Below are 16,965 nucleotides of genomic sequence, written 5' to 3'. Positions count from 1 at the left end.
AACTCCCGAAGCCCGACCTGACCTCCTCATCCCTACTCCTTCAATAAATGCTTCGCAATGACCAGCCGCTGAATTTCATTCGTGCCTTCATAGATTTGCGTCACCTTCGCATCGCGAAACAGCCTCTCCGCAGGATAGTCCCTCATGTAGCCGTAGCCGCCATAGATTTGTACAGCTTCTGTAGCAGCCTCCATCGCCATATCGGAGCAATATCGCTTCGCCATGGCAGCTTCCTTCCCGCAGGGCATACCTCTGTTCCTAAGAGCTGCGGCCCTGTACAACAGCAGCTTGGCCGCTTCGATCCCAGTGGCCATATCCGCCAGCTTGAACGAGATTGCCTGATGCTCCGCAATCGGTCTCCCGAACTGGCGCCGCTGCTTCGCATAGGTCAGCGAGCACATGAGCGCCGCTTCCGCAATGCCTGATGCCTGCGCGGCAATGCCGATTCGACCGCCTTCCAGATTGTCCAGCGCAATGCGGAAGCCCTCCCCCTCATTCCCTAGCAGTTGATCTGCCGGCACTTCTGCATTGTCAAATATAAGCTCGGTCGTGCTGGAGCCGTGCAAGCCCAGCTTCTTCTCCCGTTTGCCAACGGTAAAGCCAGGCGTCCCCTTCTCCACGATAAATGCCGATATGCCCTTCGTCCCTTTGGAACGGTCTGTCACGGCAAAGGTGATGTACGTATCCGCATAACCCCCGTTCGTCACAAACACTTTGGAGCCGTTCAATCTGTAGTAGCCGTCGCCTTGCTTCACCGCCGTCATGCGTATGCTGCCTGAGTCGGAGCCGGCATGCGGCTCCGTAAGCGCGAATGCCCCCAGCATCTCTCCTGTTGCAAGCTTGGGTACATACGCCTTCTTCTGCTTGTCGCTGCCGTACTGCAGGATGGGGTTCGTGCCGACAGAGCTGTGGACAGACAAGATGACCCCTGCAGCTGCGCTCACTTTGGAAATCTCATGGATCGCAATGACGACGGACAAAAAATCGGCGCCGGCTCCCCCGAACTTCTCCGGAACGGCTATCCCCGTCAAGCCCAGCTTCCCCATCTTGCGAAACAGCGTCATCGGAAATTCATCCTTCTCTTCCATCGTTGCGATACAGGGAGCAACCTCCCTTCTGGCAAAATCGCGAGCCATCGCTTTAATCGCTTCATGCTCGGCTGTGAATGACAGCTCCATCGCACTCACTTCCTCTGCGGGTTATTCGTAGCTGTAAAATCCACGTCCGGACTTCCTGCCCAGCCGGCCTGCCTGCACGTATTGCCTCAGAAGCGGACATGGGCGATATTTGGAATCGCCGAATCCATCGTGCAGCACCTCCATAATGGACAGGCAAGTATCCAATCCGATCAGGTCGGCAAGCGCGAGCGGACCCATGGGATGATTCATGCCAAGCTTCAATATCCGATCCACAGCTTCAGGAGTCGCTACGCCTTCGTACACGCAGAATACCGCTTCATTGATCATGGGCAGCAGTACGCGATTGGATACGAACCCCGGACAGTCGTTCACCGCAACGGGCGTCTTGCCCATAAGCGCGGCCAATTCCATTACCTCATCGTAGGTCTTATCGGAAGTAGCGAGTCCGCGTACGACTTCAACAAGCGGCATGACCGGTACCGGGTTCATAAAGTGCATACCGATGACCTTGTCGGCTCTGGCCGTTGCGGCCCCCAGCTCCGTAATCGGCAGGGACGACGTATTGCTGGCCAGAATCGTCCGAGGCGGACATATGCGGTCCAATTGCCTCAGCAGCTTCAGCTTCTCCTCCTTCTGTTCATGAATGGCTTCAATGATCATTTCCGCTTGCGCGGCCGCCTTCATATCCGTCGTAACGACGATGCGATTGATCAAAGCTGAGGCATCCTCCGTGCTTCTTCTTCCCTTCTCTGCGTCCTTGGCAGCATTTTGCGCAATTCGATCGTACGCTCGCCGCAGCGCTTGTGCATCTGTATCCAGCAGAATCACTTCCGCTCCGGATGCAGCCGCTACTTGAGCGATACCGCTGCCCATCTGTCCCGCTCCCACTACCATCAGCATGCGGATAGTCATTGGCTGCCTCCTCTTTCACAAAGTTCCCGCTACTTGATGACGACCTCCACCCCTTTGATCCTTCTCTCCTTGATCCATCTCCCTTGTTCCCGCTCCCTGCAATCCATCTCCCCTTGTTCCCGTTCCCGCTCCTCGTGAGCCCTCCTCCCTGGATCCACCCGCTACTCCCTCTTCAACATCATTCCTTATAATCCATTACTCCTCACTATCAATCAACCTTCACAAGCATGGCATCGCCCTGGGCAGTGCCGCTGCAGATGGCTGCGATGCCGTAACCTCCGCCGCGCCGTCTCAGCTCGTAGAGGAGTGTCATCAGAATTCTCGCTCCGCTTGCTCCAATGGGATGACCTAACGCTATAGCCCCGCCGTTGACGTTCACCTTCGCTTCGTCCCAACCGATAATCGCACTTCCTGTCAACACAACCGATGCGAAAGCTTCATTGATTTCGAACAAATCGATTCCGCTTAGCGAGAAGCCTGTCTTTCGCAACAGCTTTTGCACTGCGGCTGCGGCTGCTTTGGCGATATACGGCGCTTCCAGAGCAACCTCGGCATGACCGATTATGGACGCCAGTGGCCGCTTGCCCAGTACCTTCGCCCGCTCCTCCGACATGACGACAAGCGCTCCCGCGCCATCGTTTACCCCCGGTGCGTTGCCGGCTGTAATCGTGCCATCGCTTTCATATAATGGAGGCAGTCTGGAAAGTGCATTACGGTTCGCATCCTGGCGAGGAGCCTCATCTGTGGATAGCTGAAACGTCCGGTTTACCTGCTTTTTCCCGTCCGGGGGCTTCACAGGTACAATCTCTTCTTGCAGCTTCCCTTCCGACGTAGCCTTCAACGCTCTCATATGACTGCGCAAAGCCCATTCGTCCTGACTTCCCCTGGTAATGCCGTATTCCTTCGCTGTCAAATTCCCATACTCCGCCATCTGCACCTGGTTGAAAGGGCATCTCAATCCATCGTGAAGCATAAGATCGATCGCTTCCGCATTGCCCATGCGGTTCCCCCATCTGAAGCGGGGCAAAAAGTGCGGCGCATTGCTCATACTCTCCATCCCGCCTGCGACGGTTACTTCAGCATCTCCCGCTCGAATGATTTGATCCGCCAATGCAACCGCCCTCAAGCCGGAGGCGCAAACTTTATTAATCGTCTCGCTGCTTGCAGTCCAAGGCATTCCCGCATGCCTTGCCGCTTGTCGGGCGGGATTCTGTCCGCTTCCTCCCTGCAGCACCATTCCCATCATGACTAAATCAACGAGATCATCATCTATTCCGGCACGGCTTATTGCTTCTCGAATCGCGATGCCGCCTAGCGCAATTGCCGGCACATCCTTTAGACAACCGCCTAACTTGCCGAAGGGAGTTCTTGCCGCACTGACGATAACACTTCTTCTGGTCATATTCTCTAGGCTCCTCTTCGCGGAATGGCCCACCTTGCATAAGTTTGGTTGAACTGCTCCTAGATTAAATATATGCGCCAATCCCTGTATCATTAGTAGGAACGCCACACTCTCCCTTTTGCTCAGGATGTATGTGATACGACCTTTGCTTTTCATGATGGGACTCTTCTCTATTGCTTTGCGTGCGCTTGCGTGGTCTGTGATACGTATTTTTTGTCAGGCCACACTCTCCCTTTTGCTCAGGATGTATGTGATATTATTTTTCATTGATCTGACAATCAATCATCTAAGTCATACTACTTTGAATTGATAGAACTAAATGGGTGTTGAAGTTTGAGAGAATTGAGCACCACCTTGTGATATATTCTACTGATTGAGGGAGGGTTGGCAGGAATGCACTGAGTAAACTTTCTGGGCTAGAGCTGACTAGCCGAAATGTGCGCAGATTACTGCCTCCTGAGCTATGGGGAGAGTGGAGACTGGCGGAATCGTGAGGAATACTGCCTCCTGAGCTATGGGGAGAGTAGAGACTGGCGGAACATGGCCTTAATGGATTGCGCTGTGACGAACATTCTGAACTACGGGAAAAGTATAAGCCTATGCGCCAGTGCATAGGCTTATACTTTTCATACAGCATGAACTTCATCTTGCAATCTCTTGTTATCTCTAATTATCTCTAGTCATTTCTTGTTATTTCTTGTTATTTCTTTTTATCTCATTTCATCTTTCTTATCCCTCGTTATCTCTTGTCAATCATCAGCGTTAGCATGTTAGCTGTCCCGATTCACCATATAATCCAGCAGATGATACAGGAAGGTCGATTTGCGAGGCATCTGCCGCAATTCCTCCTCCGCAATGCAGTAATGTTCCCACATTGCCTTTAGAGCTCCCTCAAGTCCCAGCGCCGTGACGAACGTGGAGCTTTCATTCTGGATATCCGCACCGATCGGCTTGCCGAGCGTCGATGCATTTCCTTCTGCATCCAGCACATCATCTTTAATTTGAAATGCGATTCCCGCATGGTAAGCGAACTTCTTCAAGGACGCAATCTCCGCTTCGCCCGCTCTGGCCAGAATCGCGGGCATGACCAACGAGGCTTCAAAGGCTATGCCCGTCTTGTAAAAGCATATCCGGTTCAACTGCTCCAATGTCAATGCGCGCCCTCTGGCACGCAAATCCATCGCTTGCCCCATACACATGTCCGCCGCTTTCTGAGAAGAATAATGAATGAGCGAGAGCACATCGTTCGCATCGAACAAGGTTAGCGAGGACTGCTCCACCATCGCTTTCTGAATGAGGAACAAGCCGGTCAGCTCTGCCGTAGCGCTGTTGTATACCTGATGCAATGTAGGGCGGCCGCGGCGGGTCGAGGCGTTGTCCTGGGACGGCAGGTCATCGAAGATAAGGGAAGCGGTGTGCATATATTCCAGCGATCTGAGCAGCGGAGCAATGGCCGAAGCGTGCAAACCGTATTCGTTCACCGCCATTACCCACGCCAATATTGGTCTGAGACGCTTGCCCGAGCCCTCCAGGCTGTAATTTGCCGTGTCGATCAGAGACTGTTCGGCTTCCGGAATGCCCCGTATTTCCTCTATCAGCAATTGATTATTTATTTGTCCGCGAATCGAATCAATCGTTTCCAGAAATCTGATTCTGTCTTCCCGATTTTTTCTTAAAACCGCCACCATCTGGTCGCGCAGCAGCTTATCGAAGAAATCGACGTTCTCCACTTTTCCGGCAACACGATCGATTAACTCATGCAGTCCTCCGTCTTCAAGCGCGAATACCTGCATTACTTCCTTATATTTCTCCTCACCCAGCCGAGTCCTTCGCCGCTTCAGCCCGTTGAATGCCCGATCCAAAATAATGGAGCGCGTCTTGGCATCAGAATGGTATATATGATGAATCAGATAATGGATGACGGCCCAGTACAATTCGAAAGGATTCATCAGATCGCGACGCTCCGCATGGTAGGTCCAATAATAAGTGAAGGGAGTGACGGCACCGGCTTCCAAGTCTTCGAACAAATCCGCAAAATCATCCGCAAGCTGATTGTAGATGCCATAGCAGAAAGTGTGCATATCAAAAGCCTCATCTTCAGTAGCGCTAATGACATGACGAACGATTAATCTGGAGGAGGAGGACTTCAAAATGATCGGCACATACAGCTCTTCATTGGTTAGATTCCTCTCGGACATGCTTCTTGTCCGATCAACATGCTGCGACTGAAAAAATACATATGCCTGCTCGAAGAAGGAATGACGTGCTCCCGGCTGTTGCTGATACGTCTTCAAGTACTGTAAAGCTTCCGACAACTCGGAATGAACGAATTGCATCAAGTCCCCGTGGGGGTCAGGCCATTCGCCCTGCTCCGGTACTTCGCCTGTCAGCAGAGCATCGCGTATTATGGAGGCATATTGCGCACTCCCTTCGGGGCCGAGAATGCCGGAGTCAATCAAATCGTCAATGAACGGATAGGTCAAGCCGTATGAGTAACCAAGCCTGAAGGCCTCATCAAGCCGCTGTGAACGCTCTTCCTTGTCTGTGCCCTCATCCATCTCGTCCATGACATGCATCACGACGCCCGCTATAATCTTAATCAGCTTGCGCTGTGCATGCTCGGCGTTCATCTCTTGAGGAATATGCGAGGACACCGCCTTAAGCTTGCCAATGACCCAGATGGCGGCGTTCTCAACTCCCTCCTTCTGCGCCCAGCGATAAAACCCCGCCAGGCTGAAAAAGGAAGGATGCTCTTCCTCGCCGGAAGAAATCATCAGCTGTTTCTTGACGCTGTCGACAACCTGCTTCACTCGCTTAGCCGTATCCGGCGATGCCAAGGACTTGCCCAAATCTCGCATATAAATATAAGAGACGCTCCGATCCAAATAATCGTCCAGCTTCCCTTGCTCAATCATCCATCGTATAAAACGGTCATAATGCTTGGAATCAGGCTTGCGGTAGCTTCTCACAAGCAAAGGCAGCCGATCGCGCCCTTTTTTCCATAGTTGTATATCCTCCTTCAGGGAGGGTTGATAAGCTTTCCGCATCACTTGATTATAAAGCGCTGCAAAATATGTTGCCGCCTTCTGCTCAGCCTTCGCGTACCATGTTGCAGCACACTCTGTATATCGTTCTTCCATTGGATGAATGACCTCAACTTCTGTATGAATTCAACAAAAAAACACCTACTTTTATAGTATAGCATTGTAAGTCCCGATACAAATGCCATGCTATTAAAGAAGGTGTATTCTTCGATTGCGATCAATTATTCAAGTTTATTCATTCAAATAGGTCATGACCCGGTTCTGAATGATCTCGCTGACTGCCTCCGCTGACTTCTGTCCGCTCATGTAAGCCGCGAATTCTTCTATTGCAATGGAAGCTACCTTATCATCGCTACTCTTTCGGCCTCCCATCTCTTCCAACAGCATCTTCACAGCATCGACCTGCTCCTTCTGATGCGCATCGCCGGATTCCGAAGCTTGCTGCAGCCACTCCGCGACAACGCCCTTATGCATTGGAATTCCGATAAGCTCCGGAGAAGACTGCATCTCTTCCGACAGCAGATACTTCATGAATGCCCACGCTTCATCTTGTACGGTAGACTGACTATTCAGCCCAAGCTCCAAGGAGGGTTGGAATCTGCTCCCTCTCCCTTCGTCCTCTAGTGCCGGAACTTGAAGGATGGTTTGGTTGAAAGAATCGGCTCCTATCCCTGACAAGCTTCCCATTCGGAACAGCGCTTTATCATAATCATACGTAAAATCCTCTTTCAATACTCCTTCATCATACAACGACTTGATGTCTTTCATTATTGCCCTGAAGCGCTCACTGTCGAAGTTGGCTTGTCCGTCCTGCACCAGCCATGAGTAATTGCTCGCGATGTATTCATAAAGCAATGAACTCGAGAACAGATTAATGAACAATTGGTATTCCGTGCCGGCTTGCTCCTTCAATTGATCGGATATCTCTCTCATCTGCTCCCATGTCCAGGCGCCGTCGTCCACTTCTATATGGAACTGACTCATCAGATCCGCATTCCCATATACGACACCGATTGTATAAGAGAACGGCATCGCATACACCCCTCCGTTATGCTCGGAAGCTCCTATAATATTCTCGTAATAGCTGCTCTTCTGAAACGATGCATCACTTGCCATCAGTTTATTCAGATCGATCAGCAGTCCCTTCTCGATAAATTTGTCCTCCGGAAGATTATTCATCAGAATAAGATCGGAGCCCTTGCCGGACAGGAGGCTCGTCGTGACGCTCTGGACATACTTCTCAACATCCGCTTGCGATATAGCTTTCATCATCGCGCCGCTGCCAACTTCCGGCAACGCCATATGCTCCTTCAGCACAATATCAATATTCGGATTGGCCTGCTCGAATTGCTTCACGGCCATCTCCAGGAATCGGCTCGTATGCATGACAGCAATCTCGACGGTTGTTACGCCATCCTTGGCATTGCCGTCTTCCTCACTACCCTGTCCATTGCCATTATTCGTTCCCGTGCAAGCTGACAGCGTCAACATCGCTGCCAGAACGAGAGTCCACATCTTCTTCATCATTCGTCACCTCTATTTGAATCTGATTTGATTGCCGTCCTGCAACGGCTCGCTCATGTCCGAGATCACATCGTCCTGCGGGAACAGCCCGCCAAGCACGACAATTTCATCATCATTTTCATCGCCTGTAGTCACATAGGCCTTCTGTGCCGTATACGTATTTCCTAGCGCGCTCGTGCGCTCGCGGACGACGAACAGATAGCTGCCCTTGCCGTCTTGCCGCAGCAACGACTTCGGGATGACCACCCCTTGCTCCTTGGCCTGCTTCTGCAAGGATACGGAAGCGCGCTCGCCTCCTGCAATCTCGCTATCGGACAAGTCAATGACAATTGTCCGGGGAGAGCCGGCGTTGTCAGTATCCCCGCCATTCAAGCCGCCGCCTCCTCCAGACCGATCCGTGGTCGTCTCCGTAATGGAAGTAATGGCTCCTTGCAGCTGCCATTCCTTAGCTCCGCTTACGGTCACCTTCACCTCCTCTCCGATCTCCAGAAGCTCCGCTTGCGCTTCGCTGACCTGGAAGGAGAACTGATACCCTTCCTCTATCGCGGACAAGGTCAACGCTGACTGCCCTTGCGGAATCGCCACTCCCTCTCTGGCTTGAAGAAGTGAGACCCTTCCGCGAAAGGGAGCAGTCAATTCCCGCTGTGCCTTCAGCTCCTCGCGCATCCGTACGAGTTGACGCTCTGCGACCTCCATATCCAGCGAATCGATCTCGATATCCCGCTTCGCCTTGCGAACCGCCGCCTCGTCTCCGGCTTGACTGGCCGCAACAAATTGTTCCTGCAGCGCTTCCCGCTGCAGCTGCCGCTTCTTCAGCTGCGCTTCCATATCCAGTAGCGCCGCCTCCGCGTCATCGTTATAGAACGATACAAGCACCTGGCCTTCCTCGACGATATCGCCTTCTTCCACATGCACCTGCCTTACCTTCCATCCGCTCTCGCCCGTCAGCTCCATCTGATGCTTTGCCGATGTTATGCCGCTCCCTTTGATGATATGGTACAACGTCTTCTGCGCGGGCTTCTCCGTCGTGACCTTGGGCAGGTTGAATGATTGCAGCGTATTGCTGAATAAGGTCAGAACCACCAGCAGAACAAAGAAAAACACCAAAGCAATGCTTGCGGCACGCTGCCGATTCATCTGTAAATTCATATCTCTGTCCTCCTTGCTTACGCCAATCCATATGTCGCACTGCAGCTTATCCCTTCACGCCCGAAAGCTGGATTCCTTCAATGAAATGTCGCTCCGCGACCATGAACAACAGCAGCATCGGCGCCATATAAATGACGGAGGCAGCGAACGAGACGCCCAGCAGTTCATCGTGAATACGCGACAGGAATAGGGATAAGGGCTGCATTCCCGCATCCTGCAAAAAAATGAGCGGCTGTTCCACCATATTCCAATAATCGGCGAACAACAAGACGATAAGCGCGGCGATTCCCGGCTTCACCATGGGCAAAATGATCAAAATAAAAATTCGCAAGTAACCGGCTCCGTCCATCTTGGCCGCTTCAATATACGTGTAATGAATATGAAGCATGAACTGGCGCAGCAGAAATACGCCGAATGCGCTGAAAATACCCGGTAAAATGATAGAGCTTGGCGTATTCAACAGCTCTAGCTTGTCCGCCATCATATAGTTGGGTACAAGTGTCACCTGAAACGGCATCAGCATCGTAATCAAGTATACGAAAAACAATTTGTCGCGCCCGGGGAAACGCAATTTGCCAAGCGCAAACGCCGCCAGCGCCGCTACAACAGTCTGTCCCGCCACTATCGGCAGCGTTAATGCTGCGGAGTTCCAGAACATGCGTAGAAATACCGGCGTCTCGATCAATACTTTGTGGAATTGTTCAAAGGACACCCAATCCGGAATCCACTTCATATTTACGAACTCGCTAGTATTGTTCTGTCCCAGCATGCTGTAGTTGGCCATAATTTCACGTTCCGTCATCAAGGAATTGACAACCGTGAACAGAACCGGAACCAGCATGACAAGCGCTGCCGCTATTAGCAATGCGGAGCGCAGCAGCGGTTCAGCCGCCTCCTTCCACCTCATCACCTCACCTCCGTTATTCCATAAATGAGCGAAACTTCCGTTCAATCCGGAACAATCCCACAATTAGTGCAAAAATACATACCGCCATCAACACCGCAGCAGCCGAAAGCTTCTGGATGTCAAGCGACAGGAACATGTTGTTCATGTAATGCTGCAGCATGTATATACGGTCATGCGGGTAGGCGCCTGCAACCAGATATACTTCTCTGAACACTTTAAATGAACCCAGCACGGACATCAGCACGACCAAAAATGTGGTAGGCGTCAAATAAACGAACGTGATCCCGAACAGCTTGCGCGATGCGCTTGCCCCTTCCAGATCGGCAATCTCGTAATATTGACCCGGTATGTTCTGCAAGCCGGCCAGAAACAATACGATATTGTACCCGATGTTTTTCCATATATAGATCAGGACAATAATCAGTCCGGCCCATTCGGACTTCATCCAATCGATTCTGCCGGCACCCAGAGAATTAAGCCACGCATTCCCTACGCCGTTCCAATCGAACAGGATCTGCCACACCATGACGATGGATGCGACGGGCACGACCAGCGGCATGACGTAAGCGGCGCGAAGCCATTGGCGGATGAATACCCGCTGATTCAACAGCAATGCTGCACCTAGCGACAATGCCACTAACAAGGGAACGCTAATGAGCGTAAACCAGAACGTATTGGCCGCGGCTTTCTGAAACGATGCACTCACGAACAATTCCTTGTAATGGGTTAATGTAACGCCAGTGCCGCCAAGTCGATCCCCGAACGATGTGAAGATGCTCTGACCGAACGGGATCAGATAGAACAGGGCAAAACCGATAAAGCTTGGGGCCAGGAACCATATGGCAACCGCAAACTCCTTGCGCGCCAGACGATACTTGAACATGGCGTAACCCTCCTTTCTCCCCGACTGCGCATGTCCAGTGTAGCTTTCATTATTGGCACAAGCTTGGAAATGGTGTGGAAAAAGTGTGGAATCCGACAAGCAAGACTTCTTTTTTGCTACAATGATGAGAATGCAAAGAATGAAGATGTGGAGGACGGTAATGTGAACTCGCACCGAATCGCCGTTGTAGAAGACGACACACATATACGGGAAATCGTGGAAGCCTACTTGGAGAAAGAAGGTTACCGGACAGTCGGACTGACTACTGCGGAGGCAGCTATTGAGCTATGGAGGAATACCCCTCCGGATATGTGGATACTGGATATCATGTTGCCTGGCATGAGCGGATTCGAGCTGTGCAAGCTGATTCGCAAGGAAGCCGAGGTGCCTATTATTATAATCTCTGCCAAGGATGAGGAAGTGGACAGAATTCTTGGCCTGGAGCTTGGCGGAGATGATTACATGACCAAGCCGTTCAGCCCGCGCGAATTGGTAGCAAGGGTTAATCGTCTATTCAAGCGGTACGACTCCATCAAGCAAAGCAAAGAAGAACCTACGCCTCGGCACCGGATGCTGGAGAGCGGTCATTTGCGGCTTGTCATGGAGGAACGGCGCGTTTTTTGGTGCGAACAGGAAATCGTTATGACCATTAAGGAATTCAAGCTGCTTGAGGCGTTGGCCGAGCATCCGAACCGAGCGTTTTCCCGGGACGAGCTGTTGAGTCTTGTGTGGGGAAGCGATTATTTCGGCAGCGATAGAGCCATCGATGATCTGGTCAAGCGGCTGCGCAAAAAAATGATCGACCTGCCGATCGATACTGTGTGGGGTCACGGCTATCGGCTGCGGGATCAAGGAAAGCAGGGACAACGATGAAATTGCTGGTTCGGCTGAATCTATCCATCGGACTGTTAATCGTCTGCATTCTGGCTATTACGGTCGTGCTTATCTATCCACTGCTGCTCAATACGCTAATTGAAGGTCAACGGAAGGACATGCGTGAACAGGGAAGCATTCTTATGAAGCTGACGTTGCCCGAGACATCGGCCATTCCGTTGACGCCGGCCAAGCCAGTGCAGCAGCTGCCGCTTCAGCACATCCTGATAGGGAGCAAAATGGAAGCCATTATAACCTCACCCGCCAACCAAGTCCTCTATAGCACGTTACCGGAGGAGAAAGCTAATGCGCTGCTGGGCAATTCCGGTATACAGAATAAGCAGCAGAATATCTGGCAAAGCGAAGAAGACGATTACATCGTGGAGACGATACCTGCTTCCGCGGTTACCGCCAACGGTGAGGTCATACCTGCTATCTCGCTTACTGTGGCTATGCCGCTTGGTGAGATTAAAGAGATGTGGATAGCCCTGTTCCAACGCATGCTGCTCATCTTGGTGATCGGTGCAGCGCTGACCTTCCTGATCAGCATGTTGATCACAAGGCGTCTTGTCACTCCGCTTACCCGTCTTCGGCAGGAATTGAAGAAAGTGGAAACAAGGCGGTTTTCCGAAGTGAAGCTGATTAAAGCGGATGGTGAAATTGGCGAAGTCGCCCAAAGCGTCAGTCAACTGGCCGCTGTGCTGGAGCAATACGAAAAGAGTCAAAAGCAATTTTTCCAAAACGCGTCCCATGAGCTGAAGACGCCGCTCATGTCCATTCAAGGTTATGCGGAAGGCATGAAAGACGGGATATTCACCGGGGAAAAGGCGGAAAAAGGGCTGGGCGTCATCGTCAAGGAATGCGAACGGCTGAAAAGCATCGTCACCGAAATGATCCTTCTCGCCAAGCTGGAAAGTGAAGAGGGGATTTTCCGTACGGAGCAGATCAAGATCGAGACGCTGATTCAGGAGTTGACGGACCGCCTCCATCCTCTTCTCTTGACGAAGGGGCTGGAGCTACAAACAGTAATAGCGGACAACGTCGCGTCAAGGCACATTGCCGGGGATCGCGAGAAGCTGTTGCAGGCTCTGCTCAATATTGCCGCCAACGCAGCCCGCTACGCGAAAAAAACGATCTGGGTACGTGCCTGGATTGGGGAACAAAACGTTCATCTGGAAATTGCAGATGACGGCGAAGGAATTCCCGAGTCGTTGCTGCCGAGATTATTTCAACGGTTCGCGAAGGGTGCTCACGGTGAGACGGGACTGGGACTGGCGATTTCCCGGGCAATTGTGGAACGAAGCCGGGGACAGATTACGGCGAGCAATCGCAAGGAAGGCGGGGCATCGTTCCGATTGCAATTCCCTAATCCGGGAGCCGGCAGCTAGTATGACTACTCGACTGCCAGCCTTCCTCTCATTGGTTGTCCTTGCTTGCACAGTTCGCTTAAGCCTGCAGCTTGCCGCGAGAAGCTGTACGCTTCTTCATGATCCAGCCGATTCCGGCAATAAGCAGCAGGCCTAAGAACACCACGGTCAATATATGCTTCGTCATCGTGAAGGCTACGGCCAAGCCGGCTGTTGCATCCGACAAGGCGGGGTAACTGGATAACAGGGAGAATATGCTGATGTTCTCCACAATATCGGCCATTCCTACGAGGACGGGAATAAACCACAGCTTGCGCATCATATGACCCGCGCGCCAAATGCGCGTCGAGCTGTAAATGTACAATGCCGTATATGCGGTTGCATAACAGATGACGAAGAACATATCAATGACCTGATTGAGCGTATAGGCTTCACGGCCCGCTTCTCCGCCAGCGCCAAGCAACTGTTCCACATCCACAGCAGTATAATGAAATCTTAAGTCAAGAATACCTTCTCCCGCCAGCTGCTGTACATGCGCTCCCGTTCCAAGCACGATAATGAATTGGAGTATAAATTGAACCAGAAGCAAGATAATAACCATTTTCCCGGTAATGCCTTGTTGAATGCTCTGAACACGATTGGACATGATGCAAATTCCCTCCGAATAAATGTCTATTTAACGTTAACGTTAGATTTTATTGAAAAAAAGAGCGGAAACGGCGGCTTCCTCGCGCTGACGCTAGGTTTCGTCGTAATAGCGAATATACTGCTCCAGAACGGCAATGTTCCTTTCCGTTTCTTCCCGGAACTGCTTCAGCTCTTCGATTTTTTTGTCCGCTGTTGCCAGATGGGCCTGTAAAATTTTCAATACCTCATGCTTCGCTTCCAGCGCTCTTCCATCCTCATAATAGAGCGGTAATATCCGTCCGATATCTTCCAGCGTCAATCCGACGTTCTTCAGCAGCGTAATCCTGCGGAGTCGGTGAATATCCCCATCCGAGAAATAGCGGGTACCGCCTTCGGAACGGTCACTCTCCTCCAGCAGACCCAGTTCCTCGTAATAGCGGATCGTGCGTGCTGTCAGCCCCGTCAATTGTGCCACATCGCCGATTTTGTATCCTTTATTCATGTGTACCCCTTTATCTAACGTTAACGTTAGATGTTATCTTAATCGACTATTTCCCGCTTGTCAAGTCCCTAAAAACCCACCTAAATACATAAATACACCCCAAAAAACCGAATGGGATGAAGAGCCCCCGCCGCATCTGATCGACTTCGGGGGCTCCATATTGCCAGAAGCGTCCATGCTTCGCTGTCTGGGTCCTGGAAAGCTTCGCCTTCCGTCGCATAACTTCATAAGCCGATTCTGATAGCTGTAATAAGCCAGTTCGCTTACAGGCACCTCTCGCCCGATATCGGCCATCATCCAAGCGGATGTCGAGCCCTTCAGCGACACCCATCTGGAGCCGTCCGAGAGGTCATTATCGAGCGCTTTCTGAGCGCCGTAGCTGCTTGTGCTGTCATTCCACACTCTGGAGAACTGCACTTCCTTGTTATGCAGCCAATTATCGGAGCTGCTGCGGGCGCCTATCGTGGGGACCTCTTGCTCTGCGGCTGCAGATGCGTTGCCCCGGCGAATCGCATAGACCTTCACCGTATACGTCGTGCCGGGGGCCAAGCCGGCAACCGTATACGAGGTATCCTCGACTTCATCGGCCACGACCCTCTCGACAGCATCCGTTGCCACCGCTACCCTGTAGCTCTGAGCGTCTTGCACCGCCTCCCAGATCACATCTATCGCGAATTCCGACGCCGAAGCCGTTACAGAAGCGGGCGCCACCGGTATGATCGGTTCGCCATCCGTCTTCAGTACTACGGCTTCGCTTGCCGCCGACAGCATCGATTTGAACGAATACGGGTCTCTGAACACGACTTGACGGTTAGGGAATAGACGGCGCCGGGGTCCAGATCCTTGAACGTGTGCGAGCTTGATGCGATCTCATCGGCAATCCGTTCGTCACGGTCGTATATCTGATAATACTCGGACATGGAAGCAACCCATGAGACGGTCGCTTCTTCGCCTCCATCATACTCCACCTTCATTCCGCTTGGTGGCTCCGGCGCATAATAAATTTCAAGCTCGGATAAGCGCGGAGGTCCTGTCATTCGAATGGTTCCGTCCTCGTTGACTTTATTCTGTCCGCTTCCATTCTCCACATACAGCCTCACATACCTGGAAGTGTACGTTTTCCCAAGAGAGATGGTATGGATACTGTCAGCAGAGTCTTCGCCGCCGTTATTGTCGGCGTTGAAGTAACTCCACTCCCCCTTCTCGTCCACATGCACCGGCTCAACCGGTGTGAATGCCACATTGTCCCAATCGCCCGCATGATCGGTCGTATCTTCGGTCACCCATACATTCGCATACTTCAAGCGAACCGACTTGGCATACAATTTAATCTCGTTGAAATTCATCGCTTGTCCCAGATCGATGACGATGTTGCCCTTCTTGGAGCTTTCCGTACCGATCCAGTTCAGCTTCCCTAACGCCGAGTAATCATCGGCAGGTATGTCATTCAAGTTCTCATATGTCGCCGGATCGATCTGCACTCCGTCCGTTAGCCTGTCCGGCATGGCGTTGGCGGATTGGAATGGATTCCCGCTTTCCGGATCGGTATTGTACGCTTTCTTGCCATAAGCCAGATTAATCGGGCGATACATCGACAGCGGACTTGTACAGCTACATATCTGCCAAGTATATCTTCGCGTCCTTTACGCCCTCGTCGTCTTTATTCGCTTTGCGGTAGATCCCCCACTTGGGACGGTTAAGCATGTTGCCGACCGCAGCGTAAGGCCCCTCGAACGTCTGATTGCTGTATTTCACCTCAGGACTTCTCCATATATCCAGCACCCGGTCCGGATCGTTGTAGGTCAGCAGCACCTCGCCTGTGACGGCATCCTTCATCTCCATCGTGACCCAGCCATACTCGTTGCGCCTTCCACAGGATTGTCCGTTCCGAAGGCTTCGCCGAACACCTCAAATGGAGATTTCCCCGCATCGGCAGAGACCGCTACTGCATGACCACCATGCTCCTTAATGAAATCGGGGTCAAGCAAATCGATTTTTTGTTCGCTCGGAGCCGCTGTCGCATCGCTATGGCCGACACCGCTCCCGGTGGCGGCCATGGCGGCAATCAACATGAGATAGAGCGGTCTTTGAAGCATCTTTAAGTGCATCTCGTGATCTCCTTTCATCCTCTAGGTTTGGAATCGCTTAAAGTATAAAGGAGATCGGACGGCCCCGGGATGTAAAAAACGCATACTGAGATGTTTTTTTACCATCGTCACCCGATGAAGCCCATTTGCCCCCGAATGAACGGCGATAACTCTCAAGTCGAGAAAACCTCTATCGAGGCCTCTCGAAGAGGTGCGATCAAGGTCACATCGCTTACGACTCACCATTCGCTCACTTTCCTGCCTCCAACCATGGTCACATCGCTTATAACACCGTAATGGCTCATACGCCCCTTCTCGGCGCTTCAATGTAGGATTCATACACTATTTCAGCTTTCAGCTCGAACAGCCCTTTTCGGCGCTATAGTGTAGGATTCATACACTATTTCAGCTCGAACAGCCCTTTTCGGCGCTATAGTGTAGGATTCATACACTATTTCAGCTCGAACGCCCCTTCTCGGCGCTATAGTGTAGGATTCATACACTATTTCAGCTCGAACAGCCCTTTTCGGCGCTATAGTGTAGGATTCA

General features: G+C 51.8%; 18 protein-coding genes. 2 read left to right on the top strand and 16 right to left on the bottom strand.

Annotated features, from left to right (window positions below; genetic code table 11):
- Window positions 1-32: 32 nt before the first annotated feature.
- The 9 genes from M6D81_RS01920 to M6D81_RS01880 form a co-directional block, all read right to left on the bottom strand.
- Window positions 33-1,178: an acyl-CoA dehydrogenase gene (locus tag M6D81_RS01920; protein WP_262675111.1), complete on the bottom strand. Its 1,146-nt coding sequence runs from the start codon at window positions 1,176-1,178 to the stop codon at window positions 33-35.
- A 21-nt stretch (window positions 1,179-1,199) separates the two neighbouring features.
- A complete protein-coding gene (locus M6D81_RS01915) occupies window positions 1,200-2,051 on the bottom strand; it encodes a 3-hydroxyacyl-CoA dehydrogenase family protein (RefSeq protein WP_262675110.1) in 852 nt (283 codons plus the stop codon).
- Window positions 2,052-2,080: 29 nt separating this feature from the next.
- Window positions 2,081-2,209: a hypothetical protein gene (locus M6D81_RS01910; protein WP_262675109.1), complete on the bottom strand. Its 129-nt coding sequence runs from the start codon at window positions 2,207-2,209 to the stop codon at window positions 2,081-2,083.
- 50 nt (window positions 2,210-2,259) lie between these two features.
- Window positions 2,260-3,453 carry an acetyl-CoA C-acetyltransferase gene (locus M6D81_RS01905; RefSeq protein WP_262675108.1) on the bottom strand — a complete coding sequence of 398 codons (1,194 nt, stop codon included), beginning with the start codon at window positions 3,451-3,453 and terminating at the stop codon, window positions 2,260-2,262.
- 770 nt (window positions 3,454-4,223) lie between these two features.
- Window positions 4,224-6,593, bottom strand: coding sequence for a polyprenyl synthetase family protein (locus tag M6D81_RS01900; RefSeq protein WP_262675107.1), 2,370 nt, complete (start codon window positions 6,591-6,593; stop codon window positions 4,224-4,226).
- Between the two features lie 135 nt (window positions 6,594-6,728).
- The gene (locus tag M6D81_RS01895; RefSeq protein WP_262675106.1) at window positions 6,729-8,024 is read right to left on the bottom strand and encodes an ABC transporter substrate-binding protein; all 1,296 of its coding nucleotides are present in this window, start codon (window positions 8,022-8,024) and stop codon (window positions 6,729-6,731) included.
- Window positions 8,025-8,033: 9 nt separating this feature from the next.
- A complete protein-coding gene (locus tag M6D81_RS01890; RefSeq protein ID WP_262675105.1) occupies window positions 8,034-9,170 on the bottom strand; it encodes an efflux RND transporter periplasmic adaptor subunit in 1,137 nt (378 codons plus the stop codon).
- A 46-nt stretch (window positions 9,171-9,216) separates the two neighbouring features.
- Window positions 9,217-10,077: a carbohydrate ABC transporter permease gene (locus M6D81_RS01885; protein ID WP_262675104.1), complete on the bottom strand. Its 861-nt coding sequence runs from the start codon at window positions 10,075-10,077 to the stop codon at window positions 9,217-9,219.
- 13 nt (window positions 10,078-10,090) lie between these two features.
- The gene (locus M6D81_RS01880) at window positions 10,091-10,960 is read right to left on the bottom strand and encodes a carbohydrate ABC transporter permease (protein ID WP_262675103.1); all 870 of its coding nucleotides are present in this window, start codon (window positions 10,958-10,960) and stop codon (window positions 10,091-10,093) included.
- Window positions 10,961-11,122: 162 nt separating this feature from the next.
- Between M6D81_RS01880 and M6D81_RS01875 the strand changes: the two genes are divergently transcribed.
- Both M6D81_RS01875 and M6D81_RS01870 read left to right on the top strand, forming a co-directional pair.
- Window positions 11,123-11,833: a response regulator transcription factor gene (locus M6D81_RS01875; protein WP_262675102.1), complete on the top strand. Its 711-nt coding sequence runs from the start codon at window positions 11,123-11,125 to the stop codon at window positions 11,831-11,833.
- A complete protein-coding gene (locus M6D81_RS01870) occupies window positions 11,830-13,221 on the top strand; it encodes a sensor histidine kinase (RefSeq protein WP_262675101.1) in 1,392 nt (463 codons plus the stop codon). Before M6D81_RS01875 ends, M6D81_RS01870 begins: the two co-directional genes overlap by 4 nt.
- A 58-nt stretch (window positions 13,222-13,279) precedes the next feature.
- Here M6D81_RS01870 and M6D81_RS01865 read toward each other — a convergent pair whose 3' ends face one another.
- From M6D81_RS01865 to M6D81_RS01835, 7 genes are all read right to left on the bottom strand, one after another.
- A complete protein-coding gene (locus tag M6D81_RS01865; protein ID WP_262675100.1) occupies window positions 13,280-13,846 on the bottom strand; it encodes a hypothetical protein in 567 nt (188 codons plus the stop codon).
- 93 nt (window positions 13,847-13,939) lie between these two features.
- Window positions 13,940-14,329 carry a helix-turn-helix domain-containing protein gene (locus M6D81_RS01860; RefSeq protein WP_262675099.1) on the bottom strand — a complete coding sequence of 130 codons (390 nt, stop codon included), beginning with the start codon at window positions 14,327-14,329 and terminating at the stop codon, window positions 13,940-13,942.
- A 60-nt stretch (window positions 14,330-14,389) separates the two neighbouring features.
- Window positions 14,390-15,130 carry a fibronectin type III domain-containing protein gene (locus M6D81_RS01855; RefSeq protein WP_262675098.1) on the bottom strand — a complete coding sequence of 247 codons (741 nt, stop codon included), beginning with the start codon at window positions 15,128-15,130 and terminating at the stop codon, window positions 14,390-14,392.
- Window positions 15,073-15,921 carry a fibronectin type III domain-containing protein gene (locus tag M6D81_RS01850; RefSeq protein ID WP_262675097.1) on the bottom strand — a complete coding sequence of 283 codons (849 nt, stop codon included), beginning with the start codon at window positions 15,919-15,921 and terminating at the stop codon, window positions 15,073-15,075. The genes M6D81_RS01855 and M6D81_RS01850 overlap by 58 nt, the downstream gene beginning before the upstream one ends.
- A 19-nt stretch (window positions 15,922-15,940) precedes the next feature.
- Window positions 15,941-16,171 (bottom strand): hypothetical protein, encoded by a 231-nt coding sequence (locus M6D81_RS01845; RefSeq protein WP_262675096.1) that lies wholly within the window; start codon window positions 16,169-16,171, stop codon window positions 15,941-15,943.
- A complete protein-coding gene (locus tag M6D81_RS01840) occupies window positions 16,162-16,437 on the bottom strand; it encodes a hypothetical protein (protein WP_262675095.1) in 276 nt (91 codons plus the stop codon). Before M6D81_RS01840 ends, M6D81_RS01845 begins: the two co-directional genes overlap by 10 nt.
- Before the next feature lie 326 nt (window positions 16,438-16,763).
- On the bottom strand, window positions 16,764-16,965 hold a 202-nt coding region (locus M6D81_RS01835), incomplete at its 5' end, for a hypothetical protein (protein ID WP_262675094.1).

Origin of the sequence: Paenibacillus sp. J5C2022, assembly GCF_025567625.1 — a bacterium.
GTDB lineage: Bacteria > Bacillota > Bacilli > Paenibacillales > Paenibacillaceae > Pristimantibacillus.
Note: the sequence above shows the minus strand (reverse complement) of the source record. Positions and strands in the feature narration are given on the sequence as shown.

Excerpts from the sequence above, each read along its gene's own strand:
- M6D81_RS01920 (WP_262675111.1), bottom strand. The coding sequence starts at position 1,178 with ATGGAGCTGTCATTCACAGCCGAGCATGAAGCGATTAAAGCGATGGCT.
- M6D81_RS01915 (WP_262675110.1), bottom strand. The coding sequence starts at position 2,051 with ATGACTATCCGCATGCTGATGGTAGTGGGAGCGGGACAGATGGGCAGC.
- M6D81_RS01905 (WP_262675108.1), bottom strand. The coding sequence starts at position 3,453 with ATGACCAGAAGAAGTGTTATCGTCAGTGCGGCAAGAACTCCCTTCGGC.
- M6D81_RS01900 (WP_262675107.1), bottom strand. The coding sequence starts at position 6,593 with ATGGAAGAACGATATACAGAGTGTGCTGCAACATGGTACGCGAAGGCT.
- M6D81_RS01895 (WP_262675106.1), bottom strand. The coding sequence starts at position 8,024 with ATGATGAAGAAGATGTGGACTCTCGTTCTGGCAGCGATGTTGACGCTG.
- M6D81_RS01890 (WP_262675105.1), bottom strand. The coding sequence starts at position 9,170 with ATGAATTTACAGATGAATCGGCAGCGTGCCGCAAGCATTGCTTTGGTG.
- M6D81_RS01885 (WP_262675104.1), bottom strand. The coding sequence starts at position 10,077 with ATGAGGTGGAAGGAGGCGGCTGAACCGCTGCTGCGCTCCGCATTGCTA.
- M6D81_RS01880 (WP_262675103.1), bottom strand. The coding sequence starts at position 10,960 with ATGTTCAAGTATCGTCTGGCGCGCAAGGAGTTTGCGGTTGCCATATGG.
- M6D81_RS01870 (WP_262675101.1), top strand. The coding sequence starts at position 11,830 with ATGAAATTGCTGGTTCGGCTGAATCTATCCATCGGACTGTTAATCGTC.
- M6D81_RS01865 (WP_262675100.1), bottom strand. The coding sequence starts at position 13,846 with ATGTCCAATCGTGTTCAGAGCATTCAACAAGGCATTACCGGGAAAATG.
- M6D81_RS01860 (WP_262675099.1), bottom strand. The coding sequence starts at position 14,329 with ATGAATAAAGGATACAAAATCGGCGATGTGGCACAATTGACGGGGCTG.
- M6D81_RS01850 (WP_262675097.1), bottom strand. The coding sequence starts at position 15,921 with ATGTATCGCCCGATTAATCTGGCTTATGGCAAGAAAGCGTACAATACC.
- M6D81_RS01845 (WP_262675096.1), bottom strand. The coding sequence starts at position 16,171 with ATGGAGATGAAGGATGCCGTCACAGGCGAGGTGCTGCTGACCTACAAC.
- M6D81_RS01840 (WP_262675095.1), bottom strand. The coding sequence starts at position 16,437 with ATGCACTTAAAGATGCTTCAAAGACCGCTCTATCTCATGTTGATTGCC.